Source organism: Romboutsia sp. (assembly GCF_051659545.1).
In the GTDB taxonomy this organism is placed as follows: domain Bacteria; phylum Bacillota; class Clostridia; order Peptostreptococcales; family Peptostreptococcaceae; genus JBOFOR01.
Map to the genome: position 1 here is coordinate 1 of NZ_JBOFOR010000143.1, position 25,616 is coordinate 25,616.

The 25,616-nt window shown below is 28.7% G+C and carries 18 protein-coding genes; 3 read left to right on the plus strand and 15 right to left on the minus strand.

Going from position 1 to position 25,616, the window contains the following annotated elements; all coding sequences use genetic code 11:
* Positions 1-546: 546 nt before the first annotated feature.
* From asnB to ACRC03_RS08200, 8 genes are all read right to left on the minus strand, one after another.
* A complete protein-coding gene (asnB, locus tag ACRC03_RS08165) occupies positions 547-2,379 on the minus strand; it encodes an asparagine synthase (glutamine-hydrolyzing) (protein WP_438652070.1) in 1,833 nt (610 codons plus the stop codon).
* A 157-nt stretch (positions 2,380-2,536) separates the two neighbouring features.
* Positions 2,537-3,151, minus strand: coding sequence for a reverse transcriptase domain-containing protein (locus ACRC03_RS08170; RefSeq protein WP_438652071.1), 615 nt, complete (start codon positions 3,149-3,151; stop codon positions 2,537-2,539).
* Between the two features lie 490 nt (positions 3,152-3,641).
* Positions 3,642-6,110 carry a hypothetical protein gene (locus ACRC03_RS08175; RefSeq protein WP_438652072.1) on the minus strand — a complete coding sequence of 823 codons (2,469 nt, stop codon included), beginning with the start codon at positions 6,108-6,110 and terminating at the stop codon, positions 3,642-3,644.
* A gap of 174 nt (positions 6,111-6,284) precedes the next feature.
* Positions 6,285-6,701 (minus strand): ureidoglycolate lyase, encoded by a 417-nt coding sequence (locus ACRC03_RS08180; protein WP_438652073.1) that lies wholly within the window; start codon positions 6,699-6,701, stop codon positions 6,285-6,287.
* A gap of 26 nt (positions 6,702-6,727) precedes the next feature.
* Positions 6,728-8,890, minus strand: coding sequence for an alpha-galactosidase (locus ACRC03_RS08185; protein ID WP_438652074.1), 2,163 nt, complete (start codon positions 8,888-8,890; stop codon positions 6,728-6,730).
* A 24-nt stretch (positions 8,891-8,914) separates the two neighbouring features.
* On the minus strand, positions 8,915-9,745 hold the full coding sequence (locus ACRC03_RS08190) for a carbohydrate ABC transporter permease (RefSeq protein WP_438652075.1): 831 nt from the start codon (positions 9,743-9,745) through the stop codon (positions 8,915-8,917).
* Positions 9,746-9,747: 2 nt separating this feature from the next.
* Positions 9,748-10,650 carry a carbohydrate ABC transporter permease gene (locus ACRC03_RS08195; RefSeq protein ID WP_438652076.1) on the minus strand — a complete coding sequence of 301 codons (903 nt, stop codon included), beginning with the start codon at positions 10,648-10,650 and terminating at the stop codon, positions 9,748-9,750.
* Between the two features lie 128 nt (positions 10,651-10,778).
* On the minus strand, positions 10,779-12,047 hold the full coding sequence (locus ACRC03_RS08200; RefSeq protein ID WP_438652077.1) for an ABC transporter substrate-binding protein: 1,269 nt from the start codon (positions 12,045-12,047) through the stop codon (positions 10,779-10,781).
* A 176-nt stretch (positions 12,048-12,223) separates the two neighbouring features.
* Between ACRC03_RS08200 and ACRC03_RS08205 the strand changes: the two genes are divergently transcribed.
* The gene (locus tag ACRC03_RS08205) at positions 12,224-13,990 is read left to right on the plus strand and encodes a cache domain-containing sensor histidine kinase (RefSeq protein WP_438652078.1); all 1,767 of its coding nucleotides are present in this window, start codon (positions 12,224-12,226) and stop codon (positions 13,988-13,990) included.
* Positions 13,971-15,434 carry a response regulator transcription factor gene (locus ACRC03_RS08210; protein ID WP_438652079.1) on the plus strand — a complete coding sequence of 488 codons (1,464 nt, stop codon included), beginning with the start codon at positions 13,971-13,973 and terminating at the stop codon, positions 15,432-15,434. The genes ACRC03_RS08205 and ACRC03_RS08210 overlap by 20 nt, the downstream gene beginning before the upstream one ends.
* Before the next feature lie 384 nt (positions 15,435-15,818).
* Here the strand turns inward: ACRC03_RS08210 and ACRC03_RS08215 are convergent, their stop codons facing one another.
* The 4 genes from ACRC03_RS08215 to rbr form a co-directional block, all read right to left on the minus strand.
* On the minus strand, positions 15,819-16,715 hold the full coding sequence (locus ACRC03_RS08215; RefSeq protein ID WP_438652080.1) for an FAD-dependent oxidoreductase: 897 nt from the start codon (positions 16,713-16,715) through the stop codon (positions 15,819-15,821).
* Positions 16,716-16,717: 2 nt separating this feature from the next.
* The gene (locus ACRC03_RS08220; protein WP_438652081.1) at positions 16,718-18,139 is read right to left on the minus strand and encodes an NAD(P)/FAD-dependent oxidoreductase; all 1,422 of its coding nucleotides are present in this window, start codon (positions 18,137-18,139) and stop codon (positions 16,718-16,720) included.
* A 319-nt stretch (positions 18,140-18,458) separates the two neighbouring features.
* Complete coding sequence (locus tag ACRC03_RS08225; protein ID WP_438652082.1) at positions 18,459-18,773, minus strand: DUF1540 domain-containing protein; 315 nt, start codon at positions 18,771-18,773, stop codon at positions 18,459-18,461.
* 83 nt (positions 18,774-18,856) lie between these two features.
* On the minus strand, positions 18,857-19,450 hold the full coding sequence (gene rbr, locus ACRC03_RS08230) for a rubrerythrin (RefSeq protein ID WP_438652083.1): 594 nt from the start codon (positions 19,448-19,450) through the stop codon (positions 18,857-18,859).
* Positions 19,451-19,690: 240 nt separating this feature from the next.
* On the opposite strand from rbr, the gene ACRC03_RS08235 reads away from it, so the two are divergent.
* Positions 19,691-20,908 carry a helix-turn-helix transcriptional regulator gene (locus tag ACRC03_RS08235; RefSeq protein WP_438652084.1) on the plus strand — a complete coding sequence of 406 codons (1,218 nt, stop codon included), beginning with the start codon at positions 19,691-19,693 and terminating at the stop codon, positions 20,906-20,908.
* A gap of 113 nt (positions 20,909-21,021) precedes the next feature.
* Here ACRC03_RS08235 and ACRC03_RS08240 read toward each other — a convergent pair whose 3' ends face one another.
* The 3 genes from ACRC03_RS08240 to ACRC03_RS08250 form a co-directional block, all read right to left on the minus strand.
* Positions 21,022-23,325, minus strand: coding sequence for a glycoside hydrolase family 2 protein (locus ACRC03_RS08240; RefSeq protein ID WP_438652085.1), 2,304 nt, complete (start codon positions 23,323-23,325; stop codon positions 21,022-21,024).
* A gap of 199 nt (positions 23,326-23,524) precedes the next feature.
* The gene (locus ACRC03_RS08245) at positions 23,525-23,977 is read right to left on the minus strand and encodes a GNAT family N-acetyltransferase (protein ID WP_438652086.1); all 453 of its coding nucleotides are present in this window, start codon (positions 23,975-23,977) and stop codon (positions 23,525-23,527) included.
* Positions 23,978-24,234: 257 nt separating this feature from the next.
* The gene (locus tag ACRC03_RS08250) at positions 24,235-25,476 is read right to left on the minus strand and encodes an RNA-guided endonuclease InsQ/TnpB family protein (RefSeq protein WP_438652087.1); all 1,242 of its coding nucleotides are present in this window, start codon (positions 25,474-25,476) and stop codon (positions 24,235-24,237) included.
* Positions 25,477-25,616 lie beyond the last annotated feature (140 nt).

The window sequence follows — 25,616 nt, forward strand, 5'->3', positions numbered from 1 at the left end:
TATCTTTCAACGTAATCACCCTCACACATCCTTTTATATTTGACTCTTTGATAAGAGTATTAACATAAAAGGATTGGTAAATTCTGTGTGGAAGAACTTTTAATAATTTTTTGGCCTACTAATAGTATGTACTAAACAACTCGTACAAATTTAACTTATTGGTATGGAGAAAAAGAAGCTTTCTTTGGAAAAAAATATGCTAAGCACTTTTTATCTATTTTCCCTAAAGTTAAAATAAAGATTTTCAAAGGCTTCTCTCATGGGGAATTAGTAATTGGTAATCCTGATTTATGTATTAAAGAAATTGTGCTATTACTAGAGCAATATAATTCCAATAATTAGATTGAAAATAGATAATTTTAATATAATTAATATTTTTCAAATAGTTATTATATTAAAATATTAGAACATTTTTAAAATTTATTTTTAATTACCATTATAATTTCATTTCACTTATTAAAGCTTTAAGGTTTAGCTATTTTATAAACTAAATAGCTAAACCTTAAAGTTACATTATTTTTTAATTACTCTTGCCTGCTAATAATTCTAATATTCAATGTCTAGATTTTCAATAAACATAATATGCCACATACAGAATATAAATATGGTCCATACTTTCCTAGAATTATCAGCAACTCCTTTTATATGTTCATCTAATAAATGTAGAATGTATTCTTTGTCTATTATGTCATCAGTTTGTGAATCATTTATAGTCTTTCTAACTACGTCTCCTAAGTCTTCTTTCAACCATACTCTTATGGGTGTTGGAAAACCTAGTTTTTTCTTTTCTACCATACTATTTGGTATTATACCTTTAAAAGCTGCTCTAAGTAATACCTTAGTGTTTAATTTAGTTACTTTTTGATCTAAGTCTAAATTTTTAGCAACTTTAAATACTTCTTTATCTAAAAACGGCACTCTAAGCTCTATAGAATGTCCCATAGATATTTTATCTCCTTTAATAAGAATATCTCCTTCAAGCCAAGTATTTAAATCTACATTTTGCATAGTTGTTATATAATTGTAGTTTTTACTTTTAGAATCTTCATATATATGTTTTACTCTCTTGGAGTAAGTAATTTTTTTATATCCATACATAATTTTTTCTACTTCATTATTTTCAAAGATTTTAGCATTTCCTATGTATCTATTTTTAAGAGGTGTTGTTGCTCTTAAAAGATAGTTTTTACCTTTTATGTTTGGCATTTTAAGTACTACTGTATTTAAGGTGTTTTTTATTTTATCTGGCAAGTTTAAAAATGATTTAACACTGTAGTACTCTTTGTAAATATTATAACCACCAAATAATTCATCTGCACCTTCACCTGATAAAACAACTTTTACATGTTTTTTTGCTTCTTGTGATAAAAAATGTATGCCAACACAAGATGGATCTGCTAAAGGGTCGTCTAAGTAGTACATTACTTTTGGAAGAGCTTTTATGTAATCTTCTTGTGTAACTTTAATTTGTATGTTTTCTATACCTAATTTTTCTGCTGTTTTTTTAGCTACTTCTAATTCATTATATCCATCAACATCAAATCCAACTGAAAATGACTTAATCTTAGGGTTAATTTTAGATGCAAGTGTGGCTATTATTGTTGAATCTATTCCTCCTGATAAGAATACCCCAACCTCTACATTTGATATCATGTGATGATCTATTGAATCCTTTAAAACTGCATATACATCCTCTTTATTTACTTCCCTTTCTTTTATAAAATTGTGCTTGTTGTATCTCTTAAATTTAAGTATTCCATTTTCTATAGTAAAATAGGTTCCATTAGGAACTCTTTTTATTCCCTCTATCATGGTTTTGTAGTTAGGAACATATTGAAACGATAAATAACTTTGCAAGCTATCTTCATTTACTTTGACTTCTTCTAAAAGTTCTATTAATGCTTTGTACTCTGAGGAAAATGCTATGTAATTTTCGTTATTTATATAATATAGTGGTTTTATTCCAAATTCATCTCTAGCTCCAAATATTATTTTTAGATTTCTATCATAAATTAGAAAAGAGAACATTCCACGTAAATCTTTAACACATTTTTCTTTATTTTCTATGTAGGAAGTTAATAAAACTTCTGTATCAGAATCCGTAGAAAATTTATGATTTAATTTTTCTAGATTATTTCTTAAGTCTTCATAATTATAGATTTCTCCATTAAAAATCATTACGTAATTATCTTTTTCAAAAGGTTGTTTTCCCTTTTCTAAATCTATTATGCTAAGCCTTTTAAAACCAAAAGCTATATTATCTTCTATAAAATACCCTGTATCATCAGGTCCTCTATTATGTATTTTATTAGTTAAGTTTTCTATCAAGTCTTTATTAGTTTTTTTATTTTTACTATATATAAATACATGTCCACACACAATAATATCTCCTTTATATTTTCTATATTTGATTCTTTCCAAATATAAAAAATATTATTCTCAGGAAATACCTTGTAAAATAATAAAAGGACAAGATAATATATTCCTCTTGTCTTTCATTTGTTTTATTTAAATTTATGCATCTTTCATTGTATCTTCAGATACATTTTTTCTGATTAACTTTATCAAAGAACTTTTCTAAGTCCATATCTACAACCCATTTATATCCTTGATTTATATATTCAAGAGATTTTCTAATAGCTTGATGTTGACTTCTGCCTGGTCTAAATCCATAACTATTGTTAGAAAATGTAGGTTCATATATTTTAGTTAATACTTGTGCTATTGCTTGTTGTATCATTCTATCTACTACAGTTGGAATTCCAAGTAATCTTACACCTTTTCCATCTTTAGGTATTTCTACCCTTCTTACAGGCGACGGATTATATGTTCCATCTAATAATTTTAGTTTTATAGTCGGCCAGTAAGCTTTGACAAAATTCCGAAGTTCATCGTATTTCATGCCATCAACTCCATGACTTCCTTTATTACTAATTACTCTATTCATAGCAGCCATCATATTATCTCTGGCTAATATATTTTCGAGTAAATTACTAGTTGATATCCTTGCACGGTTTTCTATTTCTACCTTCGGTAATACCAAAGCTCCGCTATGCACCTCTTGTTTATCTCTAGTCTCCAACTTTACTTCCACAAGATGGCCTGAATATTCAGTTGTCTGCAATTTATTCACGTTCTTCAATTTATCCAAAGTTGAAAACCTCCTTAATGTTCAGTCCTTCCTGATAATCGCGCATATTAATCAGTACTATGACCTCTGCTGACTTCTGATAGTTCAACTACATATCACTATGTAGGTTATCACTTAGGAAGTACATCCTTTATTAATGATGTATCTATCAGATCTCCCTGGGTAAGAACAACAACCTTCATCTCATATATCTGCTACATTTACTACTAGAAATTCGGGTAGTGTTGGACTTTGTTTTGTTTAGCAAACTCATCCATTTCTAGCAGCCTCGAATGTAGTTCGTGTACCTCAGACCGAGATTTTGCCGTAGGCTTCCTTCAGATTCCACCTCACGATGGACACCCTTGCCCTTAGCTAGCAGTTCCCACTACCAAGCCTGCAACGGACTTTCACCGTCAAGTTGTTGCCCATGCCAGGCACACTAACAAAAGATGTAGATATACCTATCTACACCTTTTTAACATATGAGGTGGGAATGCTTTATTTTCTTTTATTTATTTAAATTTTCTTTAGCTACTTTTAAGTCAAAAAATGCTTTATTTATTTCTAATTGTGTTGATTTATCTTTGCTTAATACTTTTTGAGCATTCTTTAACGCATCTTCAAAAGTTTTCCAAGTATCTTTAGTATAATCTTTTTTATTTAATAAACTAGCTTCTTCTACTAAATTTCTTAATTCTTCAGTAGTTACATTTTTTACTTTAATTTCTAATGTTTCACCTGAATTTACCTTTGCTTTTACATAGCTAACCAATACTCCATTTACTTCCTTTTTCTCAGCTTTTACTTCTTCATTGCCTATAACAAAATAATCATAATCACCATAGAATCTAGCTTCCCATTCTAGTGCCTTTTCTGAACTATTTTTTAAAATAGTTTTTTCTAACCCATTATGTTCTATTGAAAGATTATGCTCTCCCATTTTTAAATCATCAATTTTAACCCATTCAACTTCACCTGGTAAACGAGGTGCTGTTACTACTGAGTTTTCTGGTGCATTTGCTTCTATACCCATCATTCCTTCTACAGTTTGATCTACTATAGTAAATGATATTTCTGGATAATCACCATTAGTTCCTTGTGAAGGACGCTCATGATCATTATCTTTTACGCTTAATATGTACTTCATCCACTTCCATGCTTCATCATTTCTATTGTATGGGAAATATGTATCTGGTATATATGTATATGCTTCTATATTTGTTGGAGCTTCTTTAGCTGTTCCTATGCCATCACCTAGTTTTTCAGATATATAGTCTAAGTAGTTGTCATTTCTTTCTCCTGGCTCTGTTATTAACTTCATTGGCATGAACCAGCTATTTTCTTTTCCAAAATCATTTTTCTTATTTCCATCTTTATCTATAATTCTTGCATAACGCTCATTTTTATTATTCTCGTTTATTACACTCCATTCTTCATTAAAGTATTTCTTTAAATCATCTGCTTTTTTATACCATTCCTTAGCATCTTCTTTTTTACCTTTAGCTTCTAGCATACCTGCATAAGCTAATGTTGCTTGATATTGTGAAGCTATTGCATCTCCAGCCTCTATTGGATACTCTCCTCTTTCATTGTAAGTACAAGACCCTTGGAATATTCCTCCATATCCTTCTGCTATACCATTTGGATTTTGGTCATCATGTAATGTAACAAAGTTTGTCATTACGTTAGTGTAGAAATTCCATAAATCTTCATCTTCTATATATCTTGAGTCACCTGTCCATAAATATTGCTCATACGCCTTCTCTACTAATTCAAACTGTGCTGGCACTTCTCTTACAAAGTTATTATCGTCTTTGTAATCTATCGTATGTGGACTTCCATCAAAGTTAAATGCCCATAGTGTATACCACTTTCTTGCCTCTGTCGCATTTTTAGCAAATACTTCAAACATTGATAAGTTTTCTTCTTCATGTCCTGATATATACCCGCCTGTTGCTTGATGTACAAAGTCTCTTCCATAGAATGCAGTCCTATCGTAATACCCTGCCCAATATGATGGTATATAATCTCTTATACCTGTTCCGTCACCACTTGGTCTATATTCATCTTTATTTACTACACCGTTTTTACCTGTCATTACAAATTGATTCGTTTTATCTATAGCCCAATTGAATCCTTCTTCAAGTTCTTTATTTGATGAAGTTACTTTTGATTGTTGTTCTCTTACAATACATTTTACTGTCCATTCATCAGTTAATGTTGCTGATGATACCTTAAATACAACTGGTTTTGAAAAGTCAATTGGCTCCTCTAACTTATAGTTTAATGTTGCTCCTCTTGATAAATTAAGACTTTTTAATTTTATTTGGTTAATATCTGTTCCATAACGTACTGCAAAATTTATTGTTTTATTCACTTTGTCTATTTCTACTTTTCCTGATTGATCATAAAATTCTACTGCATTTATATCTCTATACTCAGTTTCATCATAGAACATTGAAATTTCATCGCCATTTAGCCACCCAGAACATCCTGAAATTACTACCTCTACTTCCTGATTTTGTTCTAAGTAAACTTGATTTAGTATGTATTGACTGTATGCACTACTTCCAATAACAGTAGTTTCTCCAATAATGCTACCTGTTGTTTTATCTACAACACTTATTTTACCATTGCTTCCACCTAATGATAACCATGCTGATACTGTATAATTGCCTGACTTAGGAACTTTAACTGTTTGCTTTATCTTATTTTGGCTACCTCCATTTAAATAAAAATGTGTACCCTTATACTGATTGTTACTTGCTAATCCTCCTCCAATAAATTCCCAGTTATTTGTTCCATCTTCAAAACCTGGATTGAGAAGTAAATTTTCTCCTTGTTCAAGAGTCATAATTTTACTTTGTGGTGTTTTTGTAATAGCATTTATTGGTGCTAATGAGTTTGCACTAGTTGCTGCTAATACCATTGATAAAGGTACTACAACTTTTAATTTCTTCTTATTGTTACTTTTCATCTTTATCCTCCCTCAGTTTTTTTATAATATAAAAAGTATTCTATTACAGGTTTATAAAGGAATACATTTTTATTTTATTCACATAAATCATCTTGACTGTTACTTTTTTCCTAAAAAAATCGCTAATATAAATTTAAATTAGCGATTTCTTAATTACATATGAGTCTATTTAATTTATAAAATTCTAACCTTCACTTCATTTTCAAACTCGTGAAACTCTGAGTTAACTTCTAAATTCTCAGTTATTTTTACACTAGCTTCACTAGACAAGCTTATTACTTGGTGCCATATACCTTCATACAAGCACACTGGTTTATCTAAAAGAAATACTTTATAATCCTTAGGTGCATGATTTTGTGCAACCATAATTAAAGTAGTTCCAGTTAATGGCTCAAAGCTCTCCTTAGAAGTAGGATGATTTTCCATTACTTTTACGCTTTTTTCTTTGTATCTATAAACTGCAATTCTCCATGGGTTTACTTCATCTGTAATGATTATTTCAAATTTATCCTTACAATCTTCACTAAATTCAATAACTTTGCCAAAAGGTGCAAAATTCTCTTTTGATATATTTAAAATCTCTCTCTCCATTTTAACCACCTTATTATATTTAAATATTAAAATACTATTTCCATACCTGAATTAGCCTCTGTATAGCCTACATTTACTGTTAACAATTCATCCTTTTGTGTATAGTCTATATTAGAGTTTATACCCTTTATACTTGATACAGCATAGCCCTTAGGTATATGGAAGTAATAAGCTTCTGTAGTATCCTTTATTCCTTCTAGTTCTAGTAAAAGTCTGTTATTATCCCACTTTTGTGATTTTATACTTATATCATCCATGCTTACATGTCTTGTGGATGCAATTACTTGTGGATGCTCCTTTACTTCTGTTAATGAAATTATTTGACAGCTGCCAAGTTCTAATTCTTTACAAGTAATGCTATATTTATTTTTCCCTAAGTACTTATTTTCCCAAAAATCAAAACCTAAATATTCCTTATCACTATTTAATCCTAAGTCTTTAAATTCAACTACACTTTCCTTTAATGGCACTGTTGCAAATCTACTTAATACACTCCATTTTCTATATTCTCTATCTATATGGATATTCCATAATGTTGAGAAAGGATGGTTGTCATTCATAGATTTATAGTTTCCTGCCATGTTTAAAGCTTCATCTATAGTAATATCTTCATTTTCCACTGGATTTTCTCTAGGAACTGCAAAGCCATGAAGTTTTGTCCATGTAAATGCAGGATATGATAAATCTAAAGTACCTGTTTCTCCAGTAAAAGTTTTTAATGTTGGTAAAGTTTTCTTTATTATCTCTAGTCTATTTTCATCATAATCTTTTAATGGATCACTAAGCATATATAATCCACCAGATAAGGAGATTAGTGAACATACACTTCTTGCCCATTCTACATTAGTTCTTGCACAAATATGGTCTGGGTCTATTAAAAATAGTATACGCTGTGCATGGAACCATCTAGCAGACTCAACTATTTGCATTCTAATTCCTGCCCAGGTTGGGTTTGCATCCATTGATATACGACAAGCATCTACTACGCCTATTACCTCAGATAAAACTCCCCAAGATGCCAAGAAATAAGCCTCATCACCTATGTTTTCTCTTGCACATTCCATATAAGCTCTAAATTTAGCTTCAGCTTCTTCATTGGTCATTAGACCCTGTCTAACTGCTTCATGATATCCATCTAATAAGAGGTGTCTTATTGCATCAGTCTTAAAGTAGTCATATCCATGCTCTTTAAGTCCCTTATAAAAGGGTGCTATATGTTTATCTAGTGATTCTTTACTACTGTCAATCAAGTAATCTATCCACTCACCTAACATTGGCTTATTATCATTTCCAATTATTAGATGCTCTTTTTGCTCTTTTGCAAATTCTTCATTTGTTATATTTGCATTAGTCCAAATTCCAGCCTTTAAGCCTTCTTCTTTTATTGCCTCTACTGCACCTTTATGACCTTTAGGGAATTGACTGTTAGTATTTAACCATCCCTCTGCTAGTGAACCTTTTGGATTTTTAGGTAGTGGCATTGGTTGGAATCCATCATCTATTTGTATATACTCTAATCCATAATCTCTTAAAGTTTCTCCAAAGAATTTAGATACTTCTTCTACATTTTCCTGAGTTACATCACGTCTGAAAGCTTCCCAAGAACACCATCCTGCTAAGGGCTTTAAGTTTGGTCTAAATTCCCATGGCTTATGATAACTATAGCCTAAATGTCTTCTATAATATTGCATTCTTAAATTTATAAATAATGGTTTTGGACCTAAATCTACTTCTACTTCTACTTTTAATGTACCATCATCATTTTCTTCAAATCTATCAGATATCCATCTCCACTCACAACCATTCCAGTCTATAAGTAAATCTTGATGTATATCATAAACTCCATTTACTCCTTTTATTGTTGGTCTTCCAACTTGACCAATTATAGCCTCTTCAGATTTAGCACGATTTGGCTTCATATTTATAGCATCTTTACTTAATAATAAAGTCACCTTAGAAGTTACTTTTCTATCTAACATTACATACAACTGTTGTATAAAAGGAATGTTTTGAAGATTTCCATCAGAACCATGTCTAAATCCAACCTCATCATCTCCTCCTATCTCCATAGTTATAATGTTTCTACCATTATACTCATATGTTAAAACTCTTTTTTCCTCATCCCACTTATGTAGTGCATGAGCTATTGGTGGTTCAATTAGTGTAGGGTGAAAGTTTTTGTTGTTCATAATTCTCCTCCATAAAGTAATCTATTATTTTATTGCACTGTCTATCATACCTTTGATAAAGTATTTTTGTAGGAACATAAACAGTACTAGTATTGGTAAAATACCTAATAAGGCTGTTGCCGCTGCTGCATTCAAGTTTGAAGAGTTTTGGGCAAAGAAACTTGATATAGTTTGAGTTACAGTTTGCATTTCTGCTTTCTGTAGCATATACAATGAGAATTGGTAATCATTCCAACAGCTCACTCCTGTCAATATTACTACTGATGCTGTTACTGGCTTTAACTGTGGTAATATTATTTGGAAGAAAGTTCTTAGTGGACCACATCCATCAATAGCTGCAGCTTCATCTAAATCTACTGGTATTGATCTTATAAAGTTGTAGTATAAGAAAACGCTCATAGGTAATTGGAAGGTAACTAGTATAGTAATTATTCCCCAGTAAGTACTAGTACCTTGTACATCTGCCATCATAGAATATAATGGAACTACTATACTTAAAGGTGGAACCATCATTATACCTACTATGAATGCTTTTATTTTCATATTTGTCTTTGTTGCATTTCTTGCTAATGGGTAGGCTGCCATTGCTCCTACTACTGTTATTAAAACTATTGCAGTAAAGGTTATTATTGAACTGTTTGTTAATCCTCTTAATATATTCCCTTGTTCTATAGCTACTTTAAAGTTATCTAAGTAAAGATACTTTGGTAATATCCATCTTGAAGTCAAATCATCTGGTTTTTTAAAGGCAACGCCTACTAATATATATAAAGGAATTATGTGTACTAAAGATATTAATATTGCTAATATACTTCTTTTAATATTTCCTCTTTGTTTTCTTTTTGAACTACTCATTACTATACCTCCTTACTGTCAAAATACTTCATTATAAGGTTTGAAACTATTGCTATAAATGCAAATGTAAATAACCCTATTGTTACTGAGTACCCTGCATTTTGACTTCTGAAATAAGTATGCGTTACTAATGTTGATAGTGAGTGTGAGGAAAATCCTGGTCCACCTGCTGTTAAGGCTTGTATAATATCGAATAATTTTAAACCACCTATTAAGTTAACTATTACTGAGGATGTTATTGCTGGTATTAGAAGAGGTAATGTTATATATCTAAATTTATCCCACGGAGAAACTCCATCAACTTCTGCTGCTTCATAATACATTTGAGGTATATTTTGAAGACCTGCCAAATAAATTACCATGGATATACCAACGAATTGAAGTGTATTTACAATAGTCATAATAATTACTGCCCTTTGTCCATTTGCTAACCAATCTAATGGCTCTTTTCCTAGCATTATTAAAATATCATTAAATGCTCCTCCATTATATTGGAATAAGAAGTAAACAATATATCCCATAATTAAAGGTGCAATCATTACAGGTAAGTATACTATTGTTCTACATAAGCCTCTTCCTCTAAATTTAGAATTTAGAAATATAGCATATGCAAGACCAAGTACATTTTGAAACAGTGTACTACCAAATCCATATATTATAGTGTTAAATAGTGCTAATCTTACATTTGGATCAGTAAGTATTCTCTTATAATTTTCTAGACCAACAAACTTATAAGTTTGTGAAAAACCATTCCAGTTTGTAAAAGAGAACATTACACCTTTAATTAAAGGATATATTACAATTACTAGAAATAAGATTATTGCTGGCAAATAGAATAAGTTCATTGTAGTTTTTTTATTTTTTAAAAGTGGTTTACTTTTTTTATCATAAGATGCTGTTTTCATTTTGTTCCTCCCCTCTTTAAATAATTTGAGAGTAAAAAATTCGCTTCGCTCATAGCGCCAATGGCTCTGCGCATTGCTAAAATTTTCACTCTCAAAATTATTTAATATTATTAAGTTATATTTTAATATTATTGATTTATTTTATCTTTGTAACTTTGAGTCATTTGGTCTACTGCTTTTTGTACAGAATCTTTTTCCTTAGCTAATATACTTGCTCCACCTATACACATATCATCCCACATACCATTTGGTAAGAATGCTCTATCAAAGTAAGGCATAGTTTTAACATCTTTGTATTTATCATAATAAGTTTTAGCCATTCCTGTATCACTATCTACTCCATTTATACCTGATGGCATTTTACTAACTGAAGATAATTCGCTTAATACGTCAGCTTTAGCAAAGTAGTTTAATAACTTAAGAGCTGCTTCTTTATTTTTAGTATCTTTATTAACACCTATAGCTATATCTTCACCAGCTATTAAAGTAGGTTGATCAGAAGCATCTTTTGCAGGTATTGGCATAAATCCTAATTTTGCATCTTTATTTTTAGTTAAAGCATCTGTCATTCCATAGTTTCCATAGAATTCAAATGCAACTTTACCTTCTCCTAATAATTGAGTTGCGCTCATGTAGTCTGAAGTTAAACTATCAACGTTAAAGTATCCTGCATTATTCCATTTTTCAAATAATCCAGCAACTTCTGACCATTTACTCATATCAAAAGAACCATCTTTTAATTCTTTACGGAAGTTACTACTTTCATTTGTTACATAGAATGATGGAGCTACCCAGTCAAAGAATTGACCTATTGTCCAGCTGTCTTTTCCACCTATATGTATTGGTATAAATCCAGCATCTTTAATCTGTTGTAGTGCCTTTTCAAAGTCACCCCAAGTTTTTATATCGTCAACCTTTACTCCTGCTTTTTCTAAAACATCAACATTATATAATATACCAGCTATATCCATATTTACTGGTAAAGCGTATATTTTATCATTTTCATCTGTTATTACTGGTTTTATTGATTGTGATACATCTTTAAACCAAGGTTGATCATTTAATGGCATTAAATATTCTGAGTATCTAGCCACTGACCATCCATGTGTAGTCCATAAGTCTGGAAGATCATTTGCTGCCATTTTAGTTTTCATAAGCTCTTCGTAATTGTTACCAGGAGCTGAGAATTCTACTTTTATTCCTGTTTCTTTTGTAAAATTTTCACATACTTGTTTAATTGCATCTGATGGTGCTCCTACCTTGTTAGTCATAAATGTTAGTGTTGCCTCTTCCTTTTTAGCAGTATCTTCTTTTTTCTCATCAGTACTTGCACATCCCGCCAGCATAGAAAACGTTAACATACTAGTTGTAAGAACGCTTATTAATTTTTTGTTCATATTCTATTCCTCCCCTCACTATTTAATATAATTATAATTTATATATAATTTTTTTTTATATCTCAATTCTACACTCTAATAGTCATTTTCTACAATTACAATTTACAACTTTGTTTGCGACTTTATTCTACAGTTGATATAATTATCTTAAGTAATCTATAACTAAGGGGTTGGGTATGAAAAGATTTTACAGTTTAAGTTCAAGATTAATTATGTTGTTTACCATAAGTGTTCTAATACCAATGATTGTTAGTCTTATATTTTTGTTTAATTATTTTACGGGTATATTAAGTAAACAAAATATAGAGGCTTACAAAAATACACTAAACTCGGTTTCTAATAATATTGATACTTATTTAGATGATTTAGAAAGATTAACATTATCACCTTATATGTACAATGAAGTATACAAGTATCTGTCCTATCTTAATGCTAATTTAAATGAACAGAATACAAATGATATTTATTTGTACAACTTGAATAAAAATTATTCTTCTATATTAAATAAGTTAATTAATACTTCTAGAAAAGATATTTTAGCTATAACTTTTGTTCCTATTAATGATACTTCTAAGTCTTTTTTAGTTAACAAGCACTATTATGCCTTAACTGAAATGACTTCTCCTAAAGATTATAGAAGTTGGATTAAATTAGCACTACAGGCTGAAGGTGGAATTTACTTTACGCCCTTGCATAATATCCAATATCCTATGTCAAGTAATACCTATAAGGTATTTTCATTAATGAGAGTTATCAAAAATCCTGATACTAAAAAAGTAATTGGAGTAATTAAGGTTGATGCTGAGGAATCTACTTTAAAAAGTATAGTATCTTCTATAGATATTAGTACTAGCTCTGAGTTTTTACTTTTAGATGAATATAAACAAATCATCTACTCTACTCATCCTAGAGATAAATATACAGAGGTTAAAAATGAGTATAATTTTGATTATCATACTAGTGTTTTATCAAACTACAATGTATTAGAAAAAAAGATAAGCTCTAATAGCTGGACTTTATTATATTTTGGGTCTAGAGTTGATTTATATGCTAAAACTTTTATTATTTTAATAGTATTTATAATTATTGGTTTATTATTTTTATCATTTTCAATACTATTTTTTAAATTGAGAATTAAAGATATAATTAATTCTATTTACAATATTACATCTTCTATGGAAAAGTTAGAAAGTGGACAAGCTTTAATAGACTCTAACATCTCTGGTACTCACGAGTTTGAACTTATTTCAAAAGCAATAAATAAAATAGCTTCTAATATTGATAAATACGCAAAAAATGAGTATGAAGCAATAATAAAACAAAAAAAGGCAGAATATACTGCTCTTCAATCTCAAATAAATCCTCACTTTTTAAATAATATCTTAAGTGGCTTTATTACACTTAATAGAATTAATGAAAAACAATTACTTGAAGATTCAATAATTCAACTATCTCAATTTTATAGATACACTTGTAATAATTCTAATGTATCTACCTTAGAAGAAGAGTTTTATTGTATAGATAAGTATTTACACCTTGAGAAGCTTAGATTTGATGATTTAATAGAATTTGAGTTGTCTTTAGATGATATTACTAAAGACATTAAATTGCCTAAGCTTATTTTACAACCATTAGTTGAAAACTGTGTAAAACATGGGTTTAGGGAATCCGGCGAGCCTATATTTATAATTGTAAAATCAGCTATTGAAACCATTGATGACTTACATTTTTTAATTGTAACTGTATGTGATAATGGAGATGGTTTTGATCTAACTAAAACTAATCCTAATAATAGTGTAGGAATAAAAAACGTTAGAGAACGTTTGCAATTATTTGAAAGTGATAGTGAGTTTACTATAGAAAGTACTCCTAGAATATCAACTATATGTACTATAAAACTACTTTTAAAGGAGGAGCATAATTATGATTATATTACTGGCTGATGATGAAAAGCTAGTTAGATTAGGTCTTAAAAATATGATAGAAGAACTAGAGCCTCACACACATAAGTTTCTAGAAGCTCGTAATGGAAAGGAACTTATTAAAGTTTTTAATCAAACTAAACCTGATTTAGCTTTTGTAGATATTAATATGCCTTTAATGGATGGTTTATCTGCCATTGAACACTGTAGTGAACTTTCAACAAACACAAGGTGGTTTATTTTAACTGGGGAGAAAGAATTTCATTTGGCTAAAAAGGCAATATCTCTAGGAGTAAAAGATTATTTATTGAAGCCTATTAGCTTAGAAGAATTAAGGCCGATTATTTTTAGTACAAAAACTTCAAAAAAGGAATATCTTATCCAAGATAACTATTCCTTTGAGTTAAATATAATTTCTACTTATAATAAGTTGTTTGCTAATAAGGTTATGAGTAATAAATCGAATAATAATTACAATAACTATTTATATACTCCTTACTTATTTTCCATAGATGGAATAAATAATATTGATGATATTAGTGCAAGGCGAGATGAAATTTTAAATGTTATAAGAGAATTTATGGTGGATAAACTAGATGACAATTTACGTTTTGCAATTCATTATATTGATTCTGATAATTTATTGTTACTAGTAAGAAGTACTTGTAAGGTAAATATTGATTTTAGTACCTTGCTTACTTCTTTACAAGGAAATAATTATAGTATTAGTTTAAGTCAGTTTTATCCATATAGTAATGAGCTTCAGTTTTATCAAGTTTTGGATAAGCTAAAAGAATATACTTTTGTTAGAGTTTTAGAAAATTTCAAAGGATTGCTATTTATAGATGAAAACTTTAGCCAAATAAAAAAAGATTACTTATTGTTTTCTAATTATATTTATAAATTAAGCCAAGCTTATTTAAATAAAGAAGAGCTTTTATATAATGAATATGTAAGTAAAATCAGTCAATCTTTAATTATTAAAAATATTTATACTAATTTAGAAAAAACCTCTTTAGAAAATTTTTTCAATGTAACGATTGATTTTAACTTTGATTATAGTAATAGTTTTTCTGCCTTTACCAATGCTTTATCTCAGTATGGCTCTACTATATTTGAGAAAAATAATAAGTCTTCTAATGATAGTTTAGTAGATGAAATTATTAAATACATAAAAGCTAATTACATGAATGAAATAGGGGTAAACACTATAGCTTGCCTTTATAATATTACTCCTAACTATTTAAGCAAAATTTTTCACGAAAAGGCTGGGGTAAAGTTTATTGACTACATAACTTCTATAAGAATTAAAGAAAGCAAAAAACTGCTAACTACTTCTTCTCTTTCTGTAAGGGAAATAGCCGAAAAAGTTGGGTATAACAGTGCTTCTCATTTTTCAAAACAATTTATTAAAGCTGAAAGTATGACTCCATCTGATTTTATAAGATTAAATAATACGAAGTAAAATAAATGGGTAAAAAATGAATCAAACAAAAATAAAAATTAGTATTAAATGGATAATTATAGGCATATTGGCCATTAGTATTGCCTTTATATCATCTAGATTATTTGTTGGATATATTAATGAATTTTTAAGAGCTAATTGGCAATATGAGTTATTTGATAATCAGAGCTCATACATAATATTTGCTAATTGTATAATGTTTTCAAATATGTTGCTTGAATTATTATTAATATATATTTGTGTTAAAAAGAGAAATATTAATATTACGAATTAGTATTTTAAAATATAAGTCCTCTGTTTTAAACAAATACTAATATTAAACATCAAAAAGTGGACAATGTTAAATTGTCCACTTTTATCTCGTCATATATTAATAATTTTAAATTACTTTTTTATTATATTTTCTATAACTCTTACACATTCACTTTCAATATCCTCAATACTTTCATGTATATAAATCCCATTTCCACAGGCAAATATATTTTCTCTACTAGTCATAAAGCTCTTATCAACTACAGGTCCTGTTGTAACTGAGTTTAAATTTATACCACTTCTCATTGCTACTAATCCATCACTAAGCATTGGTCTTGCGAAAATAATAGTATCGCAGTTTACTTTAAGTTGTTCACTACCTTTGTTTAATACAACTTCTTCTACTCTTCCTTCACCTTTAATAGAGGTAATTTCATATCCATCATATATAGTATCACTTACTCCAAAGGTTTCTTTATTTTCTCCAAAAGTAACTATACCAACTATATTTACATTGTGATTTTTTAAATCATTTTCTAACATGTATAAAGTTTCATTTCCATAGACTAAAATATTTTTACCAGGAATCATATTGTCCATATTAAATATCTTCTTTGCCATTCCAACTGTGTATATTCCTGAACATCTATCTCCTACCATACCTACAGCTTTTCTACTACCTTCTTTTGCTCCATTACATAAAATTATTTTTTTGCCTTTAATCTTTTCTATTCCTTTTGTACTTGTTATAACTACTTCGTTATTATCTTCTATTTTTAGTGCCATTGTTCCTAGTAAAGTATCTATATTAGAATATTTATCAAATTCTTTGAATAAATTTTCTTTGAATTCTTTTCCAGTTATTTTATTATTTTTACTTATATTGTAATCTCCTGCTGACAATGCTCCACCTAATATAGGATCTTTTTCTATTAATAATATATTTTCTATTCCTTTTTTACTGCCCTCTATAGCACATAATATTCCTGATGCCCCTGCACCAATTATAATTAAATCATATTCTCTCATAATTAATTCTCCTTATATCCAAATGCTTGAGATAAGTCATCATTTTTATCAATTTGGCTTATGTCTAATTTTAATTCTCTACTTAATATATTTCCAATAGTTATCATACATCCTATACCTTGACATCCACCCATCATTGCACGAGTTCTTCTTTTTACTCCATCTGTAGTTTTTGCTCCTAATGGTCTATTTATTGCTTCTATTACTTCACCTTCAGTTACTAATTCACATTTGCAAACCATTTTACCATAAGAAGGATTTTTAGCTATTAAAGCATTTTTTTCTTCTAAACTTAATTCATTAAATCTTGTTATTCCTTTTCTTTTTGAAATAAATTCTTGTTTTTTCTCTAAATCAATCTTATTTTTTAATAACTGAGCTATAAATCCTCCTATCGCTGGTGCTGCAGTTAAACCTGGGGAATCTATACCTATTACATTTATAAAGTTTTTAGCATCTTTAGCTTCTTCTATTATAAAATCTTCACCTTCTATTTTAGGTCTTAACCCACTAAAGGTACTTAATACTCTATTTAATGGTAATTCAGCGATTGTCTTTTGACCTTTTTCTATTATTTCGTCTATTCCTTTTCTCGAAGTTCTTATGCTATCATTTGCCTTTGCATTTGGTCCTAGTAATAAGTTTCCTTCAACAGTAGGTGTTATTAATACACCTTTACCTAATTTAGATGGCACTTGGAATAATGTTTTTTCACACATTGTTCCTGCTATTTTATCAAATAAACAATACTCTCCTTTTACTGGAGTAATTTCGTATTTATGTTCGCTTACTAAATTGTTTAATTTAGCACCATTTAATCCGGATGCATTTATAATCATTTTAGTATTGACTACTTGTCCATCATTTAATGTTATATTATAGCTTTCATTTTCCTTTGTTATATTTAATACTTCTTTTCCAAGATTAAATTCTACTCCATTTTGTGCTGCATTTTCAGCAAAGGCTATAGTCATTTCATAAGGACTAACTATACCAGAAGTTTTAGCATGTAATGCTTTTATTACGTTTTTATTTATACTTGGTTCAAGTTTAAGAATTTCTTCTTTTTCTATTAATTCAAGTTCTGTTACACCTAATTTTTCTCCATTTGATTTTAAGTAATTTAATCTATCAATATCCTCTTCTGAAAAAGCTAATATTAATGCACCATTTCTTTTAAATTTAAAATCTAATTCTTCTGAAAGGCTTTCCATCATTTGATTACCTTCTAAATTTAATTTTGTTTTTAAGGTATTCTCTTTTTCATTATATCCTGCATGAATTATTCCACTATTTCCTTTTGAAATTCCTTCTGCAACATCTTTATTCTTATCTATTACTATTATATTTAACTTATATTTTGATAATTCTCTAGCTATTGAACATCCTACAACTCCTGCTCCTATAATGGCTATATCTCTCATAAGTAAGTCTCCTTTATTTTTGCTTAATTATTTATTTCCTTTTAGTTTTTACAGATTGTTAACTTTATATATTATTATATATCTTTTTTATATATAAGTAAAATTCATAATTTCTATGATAATCATAAGTAAATATTATATTAAATGTAGTAATTGCGAGCATATACTTGGACTTGGAGAACTGGGTTACTTTAGCAATAGATACTCCAGGCATTGTGGAACACTGATATCCTGGATAGATAGTTAATCAATTAAAAGTAGTGTGATTTTTTTATAAAATCACACTATTTTTATACTGCTTAACATTCTACATATATTATTATTTTGCCTTAAAAGTATCACAATGAGTTTCTATATAAAGATTTACATTACTTCCCGATACCACTATATTCTCTGATTTGCACATTTTATTATTATTGTATCTACAATTCGTTACATCACAAACTAAGCAATCACAACTTCCACTAGAACTAGTATTATTTGTAAGAGTGGAATAATTTCTTTCATCTAAAAAAGTTGCACAACAGGTAGAGCAAGAATCTTTTGCCCCGCTACCTTCCATGTTAACTCTATTTGAGTAACAAGTTCCACTTTTATTGTGAGAACAGTTTTCTACATCACAACCTATTTTCATTTTCTAAATCCTCCTATTAATATTTTTGTTATTTAACAATATCCAGTGATAATTTCTATCATAGAGTGTGTTTCATTCTAATATTAGCTTTCAAAAGGTGACTTAGAGTATAATATAAAATAGCCTTGTGGGTGTTGGCATACTGGACAAGCATTAGGTGCATCTGTTCCTGTATGAATATGCCCACAATTTAAACAAATCCACTGTTCTTCTTTATCACTTTTAAATAAAGTTCCACTTTCAACTTTTTGAGCAAAATCTCCAAATCTATCTCCATGTGTTTTTTCTATTTGAGCTATTTGCTCAAAACTAGCTGCTACAGGCAAAAAACCTTCTTCTCTAGCTATATTAGCAAAATCTTTGTATACATGTTCCCATTCTTGATACTCATCATGTTGAGCAGCTCTTAGGGTTTGTACTATGTTGTCAAAGATTTCTACAGGATATGTACCATCTATTTGTACCGTATCACCTGAAAGTTCTTTAAGATGATTATAAAATACTTTTGCATGAGCTTTTTCTTGGTCAGCTGTATATGTAAATGCTTGTTCTATTAATGCTAGCTTTTGTTTTTTAGCTAGTGATGCTGCAAATGTATATCTATTTCTCGCTTGACTTTCTCCAGCAAAAGCTCTCATTAAATTTACTTTAGTTCTACTATCTTTTAAAGAGTTCATTTTTACCTCCTATGATTTCAATCTTAATGCTTATTATTTGCTAAAAATGCCAATTTAATTCAGTGTAGTAATAGTATTCTGCTAAATCATAAAGTTATTTTTTATATATTGTTTTGGTGTTACAATTAATTATAATAAATTTCAATATAGAATAAATTACTTTCTTCAATTACATCTCTCTTTTATGTATAATAGAAACAGAAGATTTATTTAACTATATTATGGAAGGAATTTAAAAATATGCCATCTAGTACATATACAGAAAACTTATATAGTAATATAAATGAATTTGTTAAAATAAATTTAACACTTATTTCATCTACAACTAAAAATATTTCGAGATTTACTAACACTACTTTGTCTCCTTTTATTGATGAGTTAGAGAAAAATATTTTAAATCATTTTATAAATACTTTTTCTTCTAACCCGACTAATACTATTTTATTTTATCAATCAGATGTAAATTTGAAATATATGGGATTTTCTCTTTATAAAGATAATTCCCTTGATGGATGTATAGTTGTTGGACCATACCTTACAGCTTCTGTTTCAACTTTTGAGATTCAGGATATTGCTATTAAAAATAAACTATCTTCTTCTATATTTAATTCCATACATGATTTTTATAAAAGTCTACCTTTGTTAAATACTAAGAAGGAAAACTTCTTAAGTAATTCAATTTTTTACATGATAAACAATAACCCTTACGATATTAATAAAATAAACATAAACAGTCTAAATACTGATTATTCATGTATTGAAGATTATTCAATGAAAGATTGCGAGTTTGCAGTTGAGAATATAAGAAGTACTTATAATTTAGAATCTCAATTACTACATTATGTAGCCTTAGGTGATGAACTTAGAGCACTATCTCTTTTAAGCAAAAACTTTATTGCAGTTGATATTGAAAGAGTTCCAAATGCACCTTTGAGAAATTCTAAAAATTTATATATAACTCTTAATACTTTACTTAGAAAAGCAGTTCAAAGTAATAATATAGATTATTACATAATTCACTTAACTTCAGAGCAGGTTGCAATTAAAATTGAAAACTGCAAAAACTTAAAAGAATTAGACTCTTTACTTATTTATATGGTTAAATCTTATTGTAAATTAGTTAATGATTATTCTAATAATAAATATACAACGGTTGTATCTAGTGCTGTAAATTACATAAAATTAAACTTTAAAAACGACCTTACTTTAGAAGATATCGCTCAATCACTTTATATTCATCCTAACTATTTATCTTCTAGGTTTAAAAGCGAAACCTCTCTAAGTATTACAGATTTTATAAATGATTTAAGAATAAAAGAATCTATGATTTTACTTAAAACAACTAATAACTTAATTGCAGATATAGCATATAGTGTTGGTTATAATGATAGTAAGTATTTTTCTAAAACCTTTAAGAAATTAGTAGGTACTACTCCCTCCCAATATAGGAATATGTAAAATCCACTTAAATATAGCAACTTATCCATAGTTTTGAGGTAATATAATCCCCTTGAACTTAAAAAAGCCTCAGTTATGATTAATAATCATAATTGAGGCCTTCTATTTAAAAATTATTTTTTAATTTTTATTAACTCTTTATTTAATACATAGATAAGCTTATCATTTATTTGTCCATCTGATAATTGAGCTAACTCATTTATAGACATTCCTTCTAACATACCCATCATTGGATTATCTAACATAGCTTTGAAGTATTCTTCTATTATAACTTTAGTTTGTTCATTTGCTAATAAGTCTTTTATTTTACATTTTGTAGAATAAACATCATCACCTATTTCTAATTCTTCTACAACTACACCGTCTAACTTATTACTATCATCTTCAAACCAGTTTGTAACTATTCCACCTTTTTCTTCTGGACAGTTATATACTTCATTTCTTTCATCTACTTTGTTAAACATTGCTATATCAGTCAATACTACATCTGATGATTTAGCTATTACTTTTATATCATTTTGTCCAGCTTCTAATGCTACATTTTCAAAGTTAAATACTGTTTTACCAGTTAAAGTAGCTATTTCTTTATTATTTACATATAAAGTAACTTCCTCTAAGTTAGAATATACTTTTATGTTTATAGCTTCTAATTCTCTGTCTATATATCTCTTGCTTCCTATATGAACAAACTTTTCATTTGACCATAATGCTTTATATAAATAGAATGCATCCTTTTTAACTTTTCTATCAAATGTTACTAACCCTTTGTTATTTCTACCTTTTACTCCACCTTCATCTCTAAAGTCAGAACCAAAGTCAAAGAAGTTCCATACATAAGTTCCCCATACAAATGGTCTTTCATTGAATATATTCATTACTTTTTCGTGGTATAATGCATGATATTCTTCTGTGTAGTCTTTTACTTCTGGAGTATCAGTGTGGTATTTTAATATTCCTTCTGCTCCATATTCTGATATACCTACACAAGTATTAGGATTTAATTTGTGGAATTCATCTAACCATGGTGCAAATTCTTCAGCTTCTCCTTGATACCATCCATAGTATTTGTTGTAAGCCATTATATCTGTATAAGTATGGAATTCATCATCATTTGGAACCATCATAACTTGAGCTTGAGTAGTTAAACGAGTGTTATCTTCTGCTTTAGCTAACTCATGTAACTCTTGAACTAAAGTTCTTAATTCATCAGTCATTCCACCTATTTGTATTTCATTTTGAACTCCCCACATTACTATACTTGAATGGTTGAAGTTTTGACGTATTAATTCAACTAATTGAGATTTTGCATTTAATCCGTGTAAGTCAGTCTTAGACATTATTGATATAAATGGTATTTCTGCCCATATAATCATACCTTCTCTATCGCATAAATCATAGAAGAATTGATCATGTTGGTAATGAGCTAAACGTATAGAGTTTGCACCAACTTCTTTTATTAACTCCATGTCTCTTATATGATCTTCTTTAGTTAAAGCCCAACCTTTATCTTTCATGTCTTGATGTCTAGATACACCATTTAATCTTACATACTCTCCATTTAAGAAGAATCCATCTTTAGCATCAAAGCTATAGAATCTAAGTCCTGTTGGTATTTCTATTTCATCTATTACATCATTTTCTCTCATCATGTTTACTTTTACATTGTATAAGTATGGATTTTTAACTCCATTCCATAATATTGGATTTTCTATATTCATAGATAAAGTTACTTCTTTTACTTCTTTTGGTTGTAATACTAAGTCTTTAGCAGTATACTTTACTACATTTTCTTCTTTATCTAATACATCTATCCATAATCTTACAGCTTCTTCATTATCAGAATCATTTTTAATTAATGTTTTTACTGATATTTTTGCATTTTCTTTAGTTATTTCATCTTGAGATACGAAGATTCCTTTTGAACCATTATCCATTAACTCAAAGTGTGTTGGCTCTACTACTACTAAGTTTACATCTCTATATATTCCACCATAGAAAGTAAAGTCTGCCCATATTGGATATATATCATCTACTATAGTGTTGTCTGCCTTTACTGCTATTGTATTATTTTTTCCAAATTCTACTATGTCTGTTATATCAAATCTGAATATAGAATATCCACCTTTATGTTCTCCTAAGTGTTGTCCATTTAAATAAACATTTGTTACACTGTTTGAACCATTGAATTCTAAGAATATTTTTTTGTTTTCACAGTCTTTATTTACAAATAAATCTTTTCTGTACCAACAAGCTCCTTTGAAGAAGTCGTTACCTCCATCTATTCCATCTATAGCATTCCAAGTATGTGGTATTTGAACGTCTTCCCAGTTTGCTGTATCTATACCTGCTATGTAAGCATCTTTTATATCTTCTTTTATAAATTTCCAGTTTGAATTAATATTAACTATATTTCTCATTGTAATCCCCTTCTTGAAAATGTTTTCTTTGTTCTTTAGTACTAGTATACTACTTGTACTAGTTTTATAGGTGCATTATTTTAATGCAAGGTGTATTTTTTTAATTTATTTATCATTTAATGTTATACAATTTGCTTATATGTAAAAAGGTGAAATAACAATGTTATCTCACCTTTAGGTATCTAAATATATATTTAAGTTAAATTACTAACTTCATAATTATCTCATCATCGTCAACATCGCCTGTCTCTTTAAATCCTATTTTTTTGTAAATATGAATTGCGTTATAGTTTTCTATATTACAAGTTAGTATAATATCATTTGATTTTCCAAATGGTTTTGATTTTATATATTCTATACATAATTCTAGAGCTCTAGTTCCATATCCATTATTTTGATACTTTTCATCAATCATCATATGCCAAATATTATAGGTTTCATCATCATAATCATAAATAACCATAACATATCCTACCATAATATTCTCTTTATAAATTGCAAAAGGTGTACATTGATTATTATATACATATGCTTGTGCCAAACTACGGATCGGATGTGATACAAACTTATCTTGTCCTTCTCCCAGCTTTAAATTAAAACACTCAATAAAATTACTTTCATCAATTTTCTTTAAAATTAATTCTTTATTCATAAACTTCCTCCATTGATTTATGTGGGATTATTTATTTTCTATCCCGTTCTACTAAAGCTATCTAAATATACTCATGAGTATATAAATATATTCACCAATAACATTTAGCCCTAAGAATACCACATTCTTAGATTTAATTCACCTTATAGAATATTTCTATTATATAAGACTGCTGGGTTCTAATTAATATTAACTAGTCCATGTCAGTTCATCCTATTTAAGATGGCGTGAACTACGCAATGATTATTTTTTATATTCTATATCCCCTCTAAAATATATTTATCAAATCTAAAGTAGCCTTTCTTTATTATTTTATTTAATATTTTCTTAGTTGGTTCTAGATTATCTTTTCTAGCTATATTTATTGCACTATTCACATCTCTAAGTATTGCTGTATTACAAGATTTACAAGTAAACTCCCTTATACTTGGGTCTTTCTTTTCTTTATTCCCACATATACAGCAAGTTTTTGTAGTGTCTTTTTCATTTACAACAACATATGCCTTATTTGACTTTTCCATAGTCCAACCAAGTATTTTTCTAAACATACCTATTAAAGATTGATTTAGCATTCCCCTATGCATATTCTTATCACTTGCTACTTCAAGTGTAGGTGTATAATCACCTATTATTGCTTTATCATAATTTCTAGCTATATAATTCGCTATACTATACATAATTAACTTAATCTGTTCTCGTCTTTTATGGTATAACTTATCTAATGTATTATTTAATTTTAGATACCTTTTACTCGGTAAATAATATTTGCTACCATGTTCTGTATACTTGAGCTTATTTTTTCTATTACACAAATCTCTTTTAGATTTAACTTCATCTATTAACTTATCAAAATATTTGACTTGATATAATTTTTCAAATTCAAAAGTAGTTCCTGTATTATCAATAGCTACGAATAGATTTTTATGATTTAGATCTATTGATATCCATGTTTTAACTTCCTTATTTGATGGATTTTCTTTTTCTATTGTAAATATGGCATAAAACTTCGTCCCCTGTTGCTTACAAAGTCTAAAGTTTTTTATTTTCTCATTTTCTCTTAAATCAAACGTTTCTTTTAAATACCCTTTTACATGCACTTGTTTATTAAGTTCATTTTTTCCTAAAGATATTCTTAGATTTCTACTGTCAAGTAGCTTAAATCCTTTATTGGGTTCATCATAAAATAATGAAAACCACTTTTTCTTAAATGACCTGAAATTTGGATAAGAACAATTTTTATTAAAGAATTTTTCATAAGAATCCTTCACTCTAATTGCAGTATTTTTAAGTGGTGATGAGTGTACAGAATATAAAAATGTATTTTCTGATTTCATTTTAGTAGCATAATTTCTTAAATTTCGTCCACTTAAAAGTTTTTGCTCACTACCATTTTTATAATCATCTATTGTAGCTTGAAGTAATTGATTATATAGCCAGTTACATATTTTAGATTGACCATCAAGTATTTGTGAGTCTTCTTTATCAAACACTATTTCTATTTTATAGTGATAGGTAAGTCTTTGAAGTTATCTCCAACTTTTCCCCCACTTCACACCGTACGTGAGACTTTCACCTCATACGGCGTTCCAACAATTTTACACTCTAATAATTAAATAACTGAATTTCCTACTAACTTTCT